Source organism: Amycolatopsis sp. NPDC058278 (assembly GCF_042881395.1).
Classification (GTDB): Bacteria; Actinomycetota; Actinomycetes; order Mycobacteriales; family Pseudonocardiaceae; genus Amycolatopsis.
Genome location: NZ_JBHVXZ010000127.1, coordinates 14,597 through 28,105 on the forward strand (window position 1 = coordinate 14,597; position 13,509 = coordinate 28,105).

Annotated in this window: 8 protein-coding genes; 2 read left to right on the top strand and 6 right to left on the bottom strand. The window is 63.8% G+C overall.

Annotation, left to right across the window (positions count from 1 at the left end; all coding sequences use genetic code 11):
- Positions 1 to 626 precede the first annotated feature (626 nt).
- The 4 genes from ACFVYA_RS40905 to ACFVYA_RS40920 form a co-directional block, all read right to left on the bottom strand.
- A complete protein-coding gene (locus ACFVYA_RS40905; protein WP_387052825.1) occupies positions 627 to 1,853 on the bottom strand; it encodes a hypothetical protein in 1,227 nt (408 codons plus the stop codon).
- Positions 1,850 to 4,507, bottom strand: a complete 2,658-nt coding sequence (locus ACFVYA_RS40910) for a WD40 repeat domain-containing protein (protein ID WP_387052827.1) — start codon at positions 4,505 to 4,507, stop codon at positions 1,850 to 1,852. The genes ACFVYA_RS40905 and ACFVYA_RS40910 overlap by 4 nt, the downstream gene beginning before the upstream one ends.
- Before the next feature lie 6 nt (positions 4,508 to 4,513).
- A complete protein-coding gene (locus ACFVYA_RS40915; RefSeq protein WP_387052829.1) occupies positions 4,514 to 4,852 on the bottom strand; it encodes a hypothetical protein in 339 nt (112 codons plus the stop codon).
- Positions 4,853 to 5,103: 251 nt separating this feature from the next.
- On the bottom strand, positions 5,104 to 6,186 hold the full coding sequence (locus tag ACFVYA_RS40920; protein WP_387052831.1) for an integrase core domain-containing protein: 1,083 nt from the start codon (positions 6,184 to 6,186) through the stop codon (positions 5,104 to 5,106).
- Between the two features lie 117 nt (positions 6,187 to 6,303).
- On the opposite strand from ACFVYA_RS40920, the gene ACFVYA_RS40925 reads away from it, so the two are divergent.
- The gene (locus ACFVYA_RS40925; RefSeq protein ID WP_387052833.1) at positions 6,304 to 6,579 is read left to right on the top strand and encodes a helix-turn-helix domain-containing protein; all 276 of its coding nucleotides are present in this window, start codon (positions 6,304 to 6,306) and stop codon (positions 6,577 to 6,579) included.
- A gap of 135 nt (positions 6,580 to 6,714) precedes the next feature.
- On the opposite strand, the gene ACFVYA_RS40930 is transcribed toward ACFVYA_RS40925, so the two are convergent.
- Positions 6,715 to 8,238 carry an ISL3 family transposase gene (locus ACFVYA_RS40930; protein ID WP_387052835.1) on the bottom strand — a complete coding sequence of 508 codons (1,524 nt, stop codon included), beginning with the start codon at positions 8,236 to 8,238 and terminating at the stop codon, positions 6,715 to 6,717.
- Positions 8,160 to 9,884, bottom strand: a complete 1,725-nt coding sequence (locus ACFVYA_RS40935) for an NF041680 family putative transposase (RefSeq protein WP_387052837.1) — start codon at positions 9,882 to 9,884, stop codon at positions 8,160 to 8,162. The genes ACFVYA_RS40930 and ACFVYA_RS40935 overlap by 79 nt, the downstream gene beginning before the upstream one ends.
- Positions 9,885 to 10,194: 310 nt before the next feature.
- On the opposite strand from ACFVYA_RS40935, the gene ACFVYA_RS40940 reads away from it, so the two are divergent.
- Positions 10,195 to 13,509: tetratricopeptide repeat protein (locus ACFVYA_RS40940; RefSeq protein ID WP_387052839.1), on the top strand; the 3,315-nt coding region annotated here is incomplete at its 3' end.

Sequence of the window (13,509 nt, forward strand, 5' to 3'; positions counted from 1 at the left end):
AATGCCTTCCGTGGATTCGGTCCATGGTCGTTGTGCACGCCGCGCGCCGCGATCTGCGTCCTCTGCGACACATCGAGCCTGTGCGCTCGCCGCGGGCGACGCTTGATCCGTCGGTTACGACCTTCGCTAAGTGGGACGGGGCGAGGCGCCGAGCTCACCGCGGCGGAGCAGATGGTGTCGCTGCGATCGTTGCGTCGGAAGTTCGGCCGTCATCGGGCGCAGGGGTTGAGGGGCCCGCTGCATCAGCGGGCCTTGCTCACCCGCTGACTGTTCGGCGGCGCCGACGAACTGATGCTGGCAGCGATGCCAGTCGCAATCGAGCCGCGGACCGATGTGACGACCGGAATGAGAACCGGCCGCACGCCGGTAGAAGACCGCCTCCGTGCCGAGCACGGGGAAGGTGTGGTCGGGCTGCTGCCGAAGGCGACGTTCAACGGGCTTGCCGTAGCGCTCTCGGGCAACTGGAGCGGCGAGCGGTCGTGAGCGCCATCGTCCGCCGCGTTCGTTGGCTTCAACGAGGTCGGGGGCAGTGGTGGCCCAGCGCGGAGGATGGTCTCGCGTGGACAGTCATACTTCGGTGTCCTGTACCCCGCCGCGAAATCGGGTCAGCAGGATCCCGGCGTAGGTCAGTCAGGCCTGACATTGTCAAGGTCGTGCAAATCCACCGCTATCAGGCCCTGTGGGGTGGCGGCCACGACCGTCGACGGCGCGGCGAACGCGGCCGTCGTGACCTCCGCGTCGAGATCGATCGCCTGCCAGCGGACCTCCGACCGGGCCGCGACGTCGGGTCGGCGTCCCTCAAGATGCAAGAAGAACGGTACGCCGACTACCACCAGTATCATCGCAATGAAGTGGGCGACGTTGGCGCCGAGCGCCAACCACCACCAAAACAGGCTGATCCCCGTCATTGCGAGAAAGCCCTGCGAGGGGTAAACTTTTCTGATCAGGCGTACGATTCTGCGTCCCGGTTGATCCACAATCTGCAAAGGGAAATCGGCAACTGCGACGACTGATCCGCTGATCAATAGCGTCAGTGGGCCAGTCGACGTGTCGGCGAAGTCCACCAACCGTATACCGGACTGGGTCGCCATGGAACGTCGCCAGTCTGGTTTGCCGCCCAATCGCCAGATCGGCGGACCGCTTAACCGCAGGATGCCCACCTGGTATCTGATGCGGACGTACTTACGCTGTAAGACGATAGCCGGCCTGCCTTTTTCATGCCATGCCAGCACGGTCAGCTGCTCGTTGGCTCGCTCCTTCGGGTCGGCAAGCGGCTTACGCCACCAGTCGAGTGCCACAACCCGGTCATTATCTGTGCCGACCGGATCCCACGACGGCACATTTCGCCACAGTTGACGTCCGGTGCGGCCGTCGACCGCCGCGACCGTCCACGATCCCGAGGACAAGCCGGTCGCCACGACCAAATCGCCGCGGCGGGTTGGGACTACCGCCACTGACGAGGTTTCTTCCGTGAACAAATCCGTGTGAACCGATTCGCCTTGTCGCCAGAGCCACACCACGCCATTTCTCATGCCAACAGCAACGACTTGGCCGCCGACGGCGACGGCCGTGGGATCGCTCGCGAGTGGGAACACCACCTGCTCGTCGGTGTCGAGGTGGAGACGAACGAGGCAGTCAGGCCCGCCGGCGAAGACGACCGGGCGGCCGGACATCATCCGGATCACGGCACACCGGGCGGGATACATTTCCGGCACCGAACGCTCGGCCACCGTACGGCCGGTGGCCAGATCTCGCACCGAAACATGCCCCTCGTAGCAGACCACCAGACGCGGCAACCCGGTCACCGGAACCACGCCGAGCGCGAGCACGGGGTCGTCGGCCAGGCCCCTCACCGAACACTCGATCCGAGTGGTAGCTCCCACACTCGCACGGTCGACTCCCACGCGCTGACCGCGACGGCCCGGCCAGTCGGCCATCGCGCGATGGCGATGGCGTCGACTTTTCCCCTATCTACCATGCGGAAGGTGTCGAGGACCTCGCCGGACAGTCCGTCCCACAACAACATCGGGTGCGGTGACCAGTCGCAGCCGGCGACGACCAAGCCCGGCCGCCCGTCGTCGACCGCCGCCACCGCGAGCACGGACTCCGGTGCGCGCTGCTCGGACAGTACGGTGCCATCGAGCAGGTCGACCGCGAACAGCGTGTGGTTGAAGGTCACGGCGACGGCGATCGGCCGCCCCTGATGAGCCTGGACCGTGACGCCCGAGACGTGCTGACCGGCGTAAGAGGGGAGCGGCACCCAACGGTGTCCGCCGTCGCGTAGGTCGACGACCGCGACACCGTTCCAGTCGCCGACGACCGCGAGGTCCGCGCCGTCGTGACTGAAGGTCGCGGCGCTGGCTGGGCTTTCGAGGCGGGCCAAAACCTCGGTCTTGTCCTCGGGTAGCCACCAGCGGCACACCTCATTCGGCCAGCGCACGAATACGATCGCAGGTTCGCCGTCCAGTTCGACGAGGTCAGCCGCGAACACCTCTTGCCCGGCTGTTACCCGGTGCGCCGCTGCTGGCTCGGCATCCTTGCCCTCCGCCAGGTCCCAGACAGCCAGCGTGCCGTCGGCGGCCGCGGTCAGCAGGTGCGGGCGCCCGCCGAACTCGCGGGTTGCCATCGCGGTGATCGGTGCCTTGTGCGCGCCGACCGGCTTGGCAGGCATCTCACCGTCGAGCCTGAGGAGGTGGAAGACGCCGGCCTCGGTGCCGACGGCCACGTGCGGCTCGTCGTCGAGTCGGTAGGCGGCGAGGGCGGTGACACGGCGGCCGAAGCTGATCAGCTGCCAATCCGGTGACCTCGGCTCCCATTCGACCCATCTCATGCGCCACGGTGCGACGCCGTTGGATTCGGGAATCAGCTCGGGTAGCGCGTGGCAGCGGGCGATCATGTCAAGGTACGCGCGGTGCTCTGTTGCCGGTGTGGTGCGGAAGTGGTGCGCCGCGCGCCGATAGGCGTCCGCGGCTCGATTCGCGTGCGGGTGCCGGTTCGGGTGGTCGAGGGCTTGGATCGCGTGTAGCAACCGGGAATCTTCGGCGACGAGCAGGTATTCCGGGTCCGACAAGAGTTCGTCGAGTATGGCGTCCGCACCGGCCGCGACGAGGTGAGTGGCCAGGTGCGTCCGCGTGTAGTCATCAGCCGTCGACCACTCACGACCGCCGCCGGCGCGCGGCGCGAGGTTGTCGATCATGAATTCGACGAACTGCCGATGCACGCCGGTATCGTCCGAGCCGGCATGCAAATGGTCCGTCAGGGCCTGGTGGTACGGGCGGTAGGTGCCGTCCGCCGCTCTGACCACATAGGATCCGGCGTTCTCGCGCAGCCACGCGATGTCGGCATCGTCGTAGGTCCGGCCGGACAGCCTGCTCGCCAACGCCGGCCAGATCTCGGCGGCCGGCAGCCCAGAGCCGAACGCGAATGCCAGCGGCTTCACCATGTCCAGCGCCCGCTGGGCGTCTTCACCCAGACGCTTGCGAAGGTCCGCTTCTATCGCGGCACCCGGTTCCCGGGACAGCGCACGGCGCCATGTCGCGTCCGCCACGTCCGGCGTCGTGGTGTCCTGCGCAAGCCCGATGGCGAGGAGGCGGGCGATGAGAAAGCTCGAGCCGGCGGCGTCCACCACCGCGTCGGCGACCTCGCTGACCACGCTGTCGCCGGCTGCCGGATACGGACTGGTGGCCGCCGCTCGTAACAGGGCGCGCTGCACGAATTCCGTCATGCCGGCGGGGTCGGCGTACTTTCCGTCGAGGTCCACCGTCTCGTATGGCACGGTCAACGCCGCGGCGGCCTTGGGCCGCGTGCCGATCACCAGCCGCAGCCCGCCCGTGGCGAGCAGCCCAAGCAGCAGCCTGGCGACGGCGCCGCTGTCGGCCGCCTCGTCGAGACCATCGATCAGCACGCACAATGGCGATTCACGTGCCGAAAGTGCGGTACGCAGGCTGATCCCCGTGTCCCCGGACTCCGCGGCAGCAGCCAGCCGCTGGCGGACCGCGGCATCGTCCTCACCAGCCGCCGAAAACACCGCATCGAACGCGTCGGGAGGGGGCATTTCCTCAATTGTGAGGCCCATTCGTCGGTGTGGCACGGATTCGACGTGGGTCTGGTCGGCCAGCAGCGCCACCAGGCCGAGTAGTGCGGTCTTGCCTGTGCCCGGGGATCCCGTCACCACCAGCATTTCGCCGTCAGAGGCCAGCCAAGACACGATGGCCTGGAGGGCCATCCGTCGGCCGGTGAAGTCCCAGGAGTGCGCCCGCAACGACGCCTGCGCCGACGGCAGGAAGCGGGTGCGATAGTCCTCCGCGGCACGGTCGTCGGCCTGACGTTTCAGCCTGGTCAAGACATCGGGATCGACCGGGCCCGTCGTGCCGTTCTCAGGCGCAACAGTCAGCGTGATGTTGCTGTAGTTGTGGCCGATGCGGATACCGGAGTTGGAGTCCCCGAGCAGCGTGGTCGCGTCGCCGCTGTCGACAACGGAGATCCACCTTCGCCAAAAATTCCTCATGCTCTGTCAGTCCAGTTCAACCCCGGTGATCGCGTCGTCCGATGCCGTCGCGTCGCCGCTTCCCTTGACCTGCACCGAGCCGCCGATCGCGTCTGCCTTGCCGGACACGCCGGTGACCGCACGGTTTCCGCGCGCCTTACCGGTGTCGGACACCCTCACCGACCGGCCAGTCGACTGGGGTCGCCACGCCGCCCAGACGGCGACCCCGACCGCGGCGACCGCGGCGAGCGCGGAAGAGATGGCAGCGACTTTGTTCGCGTCATCCCAGCTGGCGAGTGCGAACCACAGGCCAAGCCCAGCCACGACCAGAAGGCTGATGGTCAGCACCACACGACCGATGTTCATCTCGACATCATTCCAGCGGCAATGGCCGACGGACACAGATACACACGAACGTCGCAACGGTTAGAGTAATCGGAGCAGCCTGGCCAATCCTATTGCGGTCGCCGGTGGTCAATTACTGACTGTCGTCGAGGAGGTACGGAATGGCACAACGTGGCTCGCTGCTGTTGTGTCGGTGAGTTGTCGGCGGGCGACGCGTGGGAGGCTCAGCCGACCGCCGGTCCGTGTGCCGCTCGAAAAGTCATCGCTGCTGGTCAGGCGGCTTGTCTGTATTCGTTGATGAGTCCGCCGAGGATGCGGGTGCGGTGCACTCTGCGGGTGTCGAGGTCGTGCACCGCGGCGGGGTGTTGCTGAGCTTCGGGTGGTAGTTGGTCGCGGGCCTGGTGGGGTCGGTGCCGGTTGTAGTGGTGTTCGTAGGTCTTGAGGACGTGTCGTGCGTGGGCCTCTCCCGTGATGAGGATGTGGTCGAGGAGTTCGCGTCGGATGGTGCCGATGACCCGTTCGCAGTGGGCGTTCATCCGCGGTGCCCGTGGTGCGCTTTTGATGATGCGGAGGTCGTCGGCTTGGAAGACGGCGTCGAACGTCTGGCTGTACTTGCCGTCGCGGTCGCGGAGCAGGAAGCGCAGGGACTCCGTCCGCGTTCCGAGGTCGGAGGCGAGGTTCCTGGCCTGCTGGGTCGTCCATGCCTGTGTCGGGTGGGCGGTGACGCCGGTGATGTGCAGGCGTCTGGTGCCGTGTTCGAGGAACGCCAGTGCGTAGAGGCGTTTGCCGAGCACGGTGTCGAGGTGGAGGAAGTCGGCCGCGATGATGCCCTGGGCTTGGGCGGTGAGGAATTCTCGCCAGGTCGGACCGCACCGGCGTGGTGCCGGGTCGATGTCCGCGTCGTGCAGGATCCGCCAGACGGTCGAGTGGGCGATGCGATGGCCGAGGCGGGCCAGTTCGCCCTGGATCCGGCGGTGGCCCCAGTGGGGGTTCTTCCTGGCAAGGCGCAGCACGAGCGACTTGGTGGCGGCTCGTGTCGGTGGGCGTCCGGTGTGTCGACGCGCGGAGTAGTCCCACTTACGGGCCACGAGTGTGCGGTGCCAGGAGAGCAGGGTGCCCGGCGTGACCGGGAAGACCTCCCGCCACCGCCGACGATCCACCAGCCCGGCGAGGGCGGCGAACCAGAACCGATCGGCGGCCTCGTAGCGGACCGGACCCGCAAGCTGTCGGCGCAGGACCGCATTCTCGTGCTGCAGCACGAGCAGCTCGGCGTCCTTCACCATCTCGCTGCGCAGCAGCATCGACGGCACGGATAGCAGCTTCCGGGTGACCTTGTACAGCAGGGACACGATCACCCGGTCATGCTCTCAAGCGGGCGTTAGCACCGCTACCAGCGGCGATGACTTTCCGAGCGGCACACGGTGCTCGGCGGCTGGCCTGAGCGAGTCAGTGCTGTCCGCGTCGTCGCGGACATGGATCAGCTGTCGGCCGCAGGTGAGATTCTCGAAATCCTGGCCGCGCGCTATCCGTACAGGTATTGCAAGATCGGCGCCGCCCTGATCGACGTCGGCGTCACTCTGCGTCCTCCACGGAGGCTGCTGCCACCGACCCCACCCGGGCTTGTCAACGCCTACCTCGACGGACGTTCGATCCGCCAACTCGCGGCCACCCACGGCATGCCCTACAACCAGACTCGCAGCATCCTGCTCGCCAAGGGCGTCGAACTCCGGAGCCGCGGCCAGTCCTAATCCGATCATGGCCCCGTGGCCGCGCCGACCTGGCACAGTCTTCGCCGGGTCCACTAACAACACGTTCACTAGCTTGAGTTTTAACCTGTTCGGGGTCTATCCCGTGATCGGCTCTGGCGGACTTTCGGTGGTGGGTTATCCGAGGAGGATTCGGTGGCGCAGGAGATCGATGCCGGCTCGTCCGTACATTTGCCGCTTGATTAGCTTCGTTTTGGTGTTCACGCCTTCGGTGCGTCCGTTGTGGTGATCGAGGGTGATCGCAGCGGTGACGGCGTCGATGTCCTGTTCGACGCCTCGGGCGAAGGAGTGCACGTGTGGCAGATCCGCTTCGCGTGCGGCGGTGATCCATGCCGCCAGCTTGGCCGGGTTGTCTCTGCGAGGAGCGAGCAGGGCGGCGAAGGAACGCACAACGCTGGCCAGCGCCGCCATTTCGGGGCATGCCGCGGTCAGGGCTTCGAGTCGTTCGCGTTGCCGATCGGTGAGGTTCTCGGGCCGGGTCAGCAGCAGCCGGGCGGCCCGGCGTGGCGAGAGGTGCGGATGGTCGTCGAGATGCCGTCCCTGGTTCAGATACCGCACGAGGAGGTTGTGGCTGCCGTTGTAGCCCAGAGCGCGGATTTCGCCCAGCAGCACGGTGGCTCCCACGCCCGGCTCTTGTTCACGGCGGGCGCGTAGGTGGTCCCGGTACGGGTCGACCATGCAGGCCCGGTACTTGGGAACCCGCTGGATGCGTTCCGGTGTGGCTGCGCGGGCGTACCGCTTGATTGTGTTCAGCGCCAGGCCGAGGCGACGTGAGCAGTCCAGCAGCCCGACTCCGGCCTCGAGCAGGGCATGGATCTGCTGCCACCGCTGGAGAGTGGTTTCGGCAAGCTTTCCCTCGCGCAGTCCCGTGGCCGAGGCCCAGCACGCACTGTGGGCTGCGACCTCCTTGCCCGCGGCGTCGCACAGGCCGTGCCAGAGATGCCATCGATCGGCGACCTGGATCGCTTGCGGCAGCGCATCCCGCACGGCCTGCGCATAGGCTGCCGAACCGTCCCGGCACACGACTTCGACTCCTGGATGTGCCCGCAGCCAACCGGCGACCACCTCAGCACCGCGCCCGGGCAGCACGTCGATCCGGGCGCCGGTGTCGGCATCGATCAGGACGGTGGCGTAGTCATGAGACCTGCGCAAGGCAAAGTCATCGATCCCCAGTACTCGCGGCACGACCTGATCCGGCAAGGGGATGGCCAGCAAGACCCGTACAGCGGTGTCGCGCCCGAGGGCGATCCCGACTTTGGGCAGCAGCCGGGCGGAGGCTCTGCCGGCCAGTTCGCGCACGACAGCACGGACCTGTTCAGCGAGTCGGACGGTGCGTCGCTGGTATCGCTCGACCAGGCCGGGTACTTGCTCCCGGAAGGTCTGGCGCGTGCACTCGATGACCGAGCATCGCATCCGGCGCACCCGCAGCCTTACCAGCACCCGGCGTCCATCAACCGGCACATCCGCCGGGACTCGCTCGTGGAAGGCATGAACCCGGCCCGTCGGCGTTCCACAGCCAGGGCACGCCACCGCATCGTCCCTGGTTGACGCCCGCACAACGATCACCTCGCCAGCGTCCTCGACACCCTCAATCGACAGCGCCGAAAGCCCCGAGAACACCGCACCGACCAGCTTCGCCATCTCAGCCACAAACGATCATGGCAACCGCAAACCCGTCCCGGCCGGGGACCCACCACCTCACCACCGAAAGTGCGCCAGAGCCGATCTTGGAACAGTCCCCCTGTTCGGTGGGGTCGCGGGTTACTCGACGTGGTGTTCTTGCCGTGCTTACGTTTTCGGGTGTTCGTGCTGGTGACGGTATGGACGTCGTGGCGTGACGCTGGCCGTTGATTAGGTGTTCCGGCGGGTCGTCCGGGGCCGGGTCGTGAGGGTTTCGGGACACCGGCCGGACACGCGAGTTGTGGGCGCAGGTTCGGAAACCCTCGGCGGACCCTGGCCGGGGTGAGCCGCTGGGCTGGTCGGGGTTTCTCCCAGGGACGGCGCAGATCCGCTGTGAGATCACGAGCGAGGCGCAGCTGGGTGTAGGCGGTCAGCAGCAGCCAGGTCCAGCGGTCGGCCGCTTCGGGTGAGCGGAGTTTCGGGGTGGTCCAGCCGAGGGTTTGCTTGAGCATGCGGAAGGTGTGTTCGATGTCGAACCGGCGCAGGAACGCCTGCCAGGCCAGATCGACCTCGGCGTGGCCGAGGCCGGTGCGGGAGTGCCAGAGCCACACGGGTTTCGGGATCGCGCCGGAGGGCAGGCGCTGGACTTCGAGGCGGATCACGGTGCCTTCGATGATCGGCAGGGGGCCGTTGTGGCTGGCCCAGGCGATGCGGTGGGTCAGTCGTGGGTGCAGCCGGTCCCCGGCCCGGATCAGCGCGGGACCGTAAAGCCGGGTCGTGGTTTCGGTGACGGCATCGGGTTGTCCCCAGGTGGCCGGGTCGCCGAAGGCGAACTCGTCTCCGTGGCGGCGGGGCCTGCCCAACGTGGCGGGTGGCTGCCGCGGGACCGGGCGGTGCAGGACCCGGTCGGTGCGCATCCGCACCAGCACGGTGATCGGGAGATCGGCCAGCAGGTGGCTCAGCCTGGGACCGTCGTAGCCGGCGTCGGCGACCAGCAGAATGTCCGGGTCTCCCGGCCGCCAGTGCCCGGCCGCGACCAGACGGTCCACCACGCTGCGGATCTGCCGGGCGGTCACGTTCGCGGCGTTGTCGCCGGGCGTGAGCCGGACCGCGTCCAGCGGCGCGGTCCACGAACTCCGCCCTGACTCGAGGGCGACGACGACGGAGTAGGGCCAGCCGGGCACCATGATGTGCTGGTCTTTGCCGCGGCCGTAGGTGTGACACAGGATCCGCTGCGGACAGGTGTGTGCCTCCGGCCGCAGCCAGCAGGTCACGTCCACCGCCAGCACCAGCCGCCCGTCCGCGGCACGCGGCAGCGAGACCCCGCTTAACGCGGTGCGAAGCCGATCGATGTCGACACGCCCGCGCGCCAGCGCGGCATAGCCGCTGCCATGGCCGCGACGGTGCTCACCGGCCAGCGACAACTCCGCGACCGACCGCACCGGGCCGTCCGCGCACAACACCGCCTCGGTCAGCTCGAACAACGCATCCGCACGCCGGGTCAGGCATCGGTGGAACTCCTGCCGGAGCGTGGAGAGCTCCCCGGCCGCGTCGGCGACACCGGTGTGATGCACACTGATCAATTGAAGCCCTTGGCTCGATCTTCCGTCTGTCGCAAGAAGGAATGATCGACCAAGGGCTTCACTCCTGATCGGCAGGGTCTCCATCGACCACGCAGAGGTTAAAACTCAAGCTAGGCAGCTCAATCGCCGTTCCGCGCGCGCGACTTGCTGTGACGGGTGTCTGCCGGAGGGGCGCCTCGATGGCGACGCCCGCGTCCCAACCGACGGAGCTGCACTGCAGTGCAGCCTGCGAGTCGGCCCCGCGGAGCATCGACGCGCTGATACAGTCTACAACCACGTACAGCGGCCATCTGTAACAGGTTGAGGTCATTTCGCATGCCGAAGAAACATCGGCGACAACCTGGACGATGGGAATGTCATCTGGTCGCACCTACGCAGAAGGAGAGCTAACAGCGTGTCGCACAAGTTCGACGGGCCTCTACGATTGGTTAGCGATCAATACAAGACTGACGGGATTGGCGATGTAGTCTTCGTGCACGGACTTGATGGCGACACCGACAGTACATGGTCTGGCGGAGATGGACTCTTTTGGCCTCGCTGGCTAGCCGAGGATTCCCCCGAACTCTCTGTCTGGAGCGTCGACTATGACGCCGCTTCGACCAAATGGACAGGGGCGGCTTTGCCGCTCTTCGACAGGGCAGTCAATGTCCTCGAGCTACTCACGGTACATAATCTCGGCAAGCGGCCACTCTGCTTCGTCACGCACAGCCTCGGGGGGCTACTTGTTAAAAAAGTAATACAGGAAGCCAGCGAGTCGGAAGGGGACTACAAGCGATTTGCCGAAATGACAAGAGGTGTCGTGTTTATTGCGACGCCACACACGGGCTCGGACATCGCGCGCATCGTTGACTTTGTAAAGTTTCTTCGACCAACCGTTGCGGTCAGCGAGTTAAAGGCTCAGGCGCCGGCACTTCGTGATCTCAATATCTGGTATCGAGATCACGTGGACAATCTAAATATTCGAAATAAAGTCTACTTTGAAACCCAAAAAACGAGAAACGTTCAAGTTGTCGACGCCGTCTCAGCGGATCCTGGAATAAAGGGGGTAACGCCGATACCCTTGGACGCCAACCATGTGAATATATCCAAACCTAACTCGCGAGGCGAAATGCTATACCTCGGGACGCGGAGCTTCGTGACAGATGTGCTTGTGAGGCCTCCGCCGACTGACCGGCAAGAAAACATCGAACGGGTTTGCGATATAGACCCGATATACCTCGGCGTGCACCGTGCTATCACTGTGGTCGGTGCTCGCGAGAACGTCTTGCCAACCTATGTGTCGCGCGACGTTGATGACGCCGAAGATGGAATCGATTCGTTTATGCAGGGTGCGAAAGAAGTCGGAGGCTTCCTCGTCCTGACGGGTGGTTCCTCAACTGGGAAGACGCGTTCCGCATATGAATCGATTCGAAGAACGGTACCACACTACTGGTTGTTTCACCCAAGTGGACCGGAAGAGGTTAGGCGATTTGCCTCGCGTCCAACTCCGCAAACTATCGTATGGCTCGACGAACTGCAGCAATACATGGAGCGCGACGATGGGTTAACTGTTGCAATTATGCGGCAGCTCGTTCGAGGCAAAGTGATTACAGTCGGCACAATATGGCCGGATTACCTGGATAAATATCGTCGACGACCGATATCGGCACAGTCTGCCTCGTACCAACGTGAACGAGATGTAGTCTCTGTTGCGACGATTATTGTAATCGACAGCCGCCTCAGTGACGCGGAAAAAAAGCGAGCTCGGAACATTGCGCAGACCGACAGGCGGATCAATGTCGCTATCGGTGATAATGACTACGGTATGACACAGGTCCTAGCCGCCGCACCGCAGCTAGTCCGGTTTTGGGAAACTGCACGCAATAACGGATCTCATCACTACGCTTGGGCCATCTTGACGGCCGCAATAGACGCCGCACGACTCGGTGCCAAAAAGCCCTTATCTGATAACTTCTTGAAACTTGCCGCTGAGTGCTATTGTGACAAGGTTCAAAAAGCCGATGCTGGCGATGATTGGTTCCAACTGGGAATTGAAGAGGCAAGTCAGCCTCTCAATGGTGCAGCGAGGGCCCTTGTCCCGTCTGCTGCCTCTATTGGCGATTATCGAAATCATCAAGTCGGTGACTACTTGCTTCAATATGCAAGCCACATCCGACGTAAATTAGTTCCGGCCAGCCCGCTATGGGAAATTTACGTGACTGCCATTACTGATGTCGACGACCTCGTGACACTGGCTCGATCGGCAGAAGAAAGGCTACTCAATCGCGAGGCCGCTACACTCTACTGTGCGGCACTTAAAATGGGCAATGTGCGGGTCCGTAGACACGCTATCCAACTCATGTTGCGCCAGGGCATGCAAGATGAGGCAATTCGGTTGCTACGTGACGCAACGGCAGATAAGTATGCTCTTGAACAGTTGATCGATCTCCTGACTCGAGCAGGGCGAGAAGGCGAAATCGACGGCATCCTGCATGAAGCCGCAATGAAGGGTGACAGAAACGCGCGCAGAGGACTTATATCGCGCTATACAAAAAAGGCCAAGATTGAAGCTCTAGAGCGATTATTGCGTCACGGAGTCAATAACAACTTTGACGGAATTCGTGAAGATGTCGTTCAGGCGGTCAGGGAAGCGAAAAGTTCCATTCTGGCAAGAGCCATGCGTGACGTCCTGCTCACGGGAGGCCGCGTCGAACGTGTAAATGGTACCAAAATACTCGTCAGTATGGGCTTAGGAGAAGCAGCGGTCTCCACCTGGCGCGAAGCCACTCAAGTTGCCGAACCAGGGGCCCGTTCAGCACTTGCTGACCTTCTAGTCCAAATCGGCAAAATTGACGAGGCGATAGTCGTATGGAAAGAAGCTCTCTTAGGCGATCCGCGCGATTGGAACGCTCAGGAGCGCCTCGCGCGACTCCTTGAAAAGTCGAGTCGCACAGATGAGGCCATCGCAATATTCCAGACGGGAATTATAAATGGAATGCCCAACGCACGCGCCGACCTCACCTATCTTCTAGAGCGACTCCGTCGACCCCTTGAGGCCGCGCAGATATGGCTTCAGGTCGACCCTTCTGACTGGGCTTCGCGTAGCAGGGGAATATCAATACTTCGGCGCCTAGGCAGGAATTTCGAGGTATTGAATTGTCTGCGCGAGTCTGCTGAAGCCGGATCAGAGAAGGCGCGCACAGAACTAGCCAATATCTTCATATCGACCGATCGGATAGATGAGGCGGAAGACTTATATATCCGCGATCTTCCAGATTCCGAGCAGGCTCTCGCGACCTTCTATATTCGAACATCTCAAGATGCCAAAGCTGCTAGAATTCTTAGAGACCTCCTCAAGCGTGGAATTTATTCACGACGTGAAGATTTGCTCCTTGTTTTGAATCGATCTGGACTCTGCGACGATTCTGATATCTCCTTGTGGAATGGCCTCATCGCCAAGGACTTTCCGGAGGCTCGGAGCCAGTTGGCGAGCATGTTGCACGCTCTAGGGCGTAACGATGAGGCGGTTGAGGTCTGGGAAGCCGCGGTCTCCGTCGACGTGCAGGGTGCCCGACAAGAACTGGTCAAGTTGCTGCTTGATCTAGGGCGTAACGATGAGGCGGTTGAGGTCTGGGAAGCCGCGGTCTCCGTCGACGTGCAGGGTGCCCGACAAGAATTGGTCAAGTTGCTGCTTGATCTAGGGCGTAACGAAGGGGAGGTTGAGGACTCT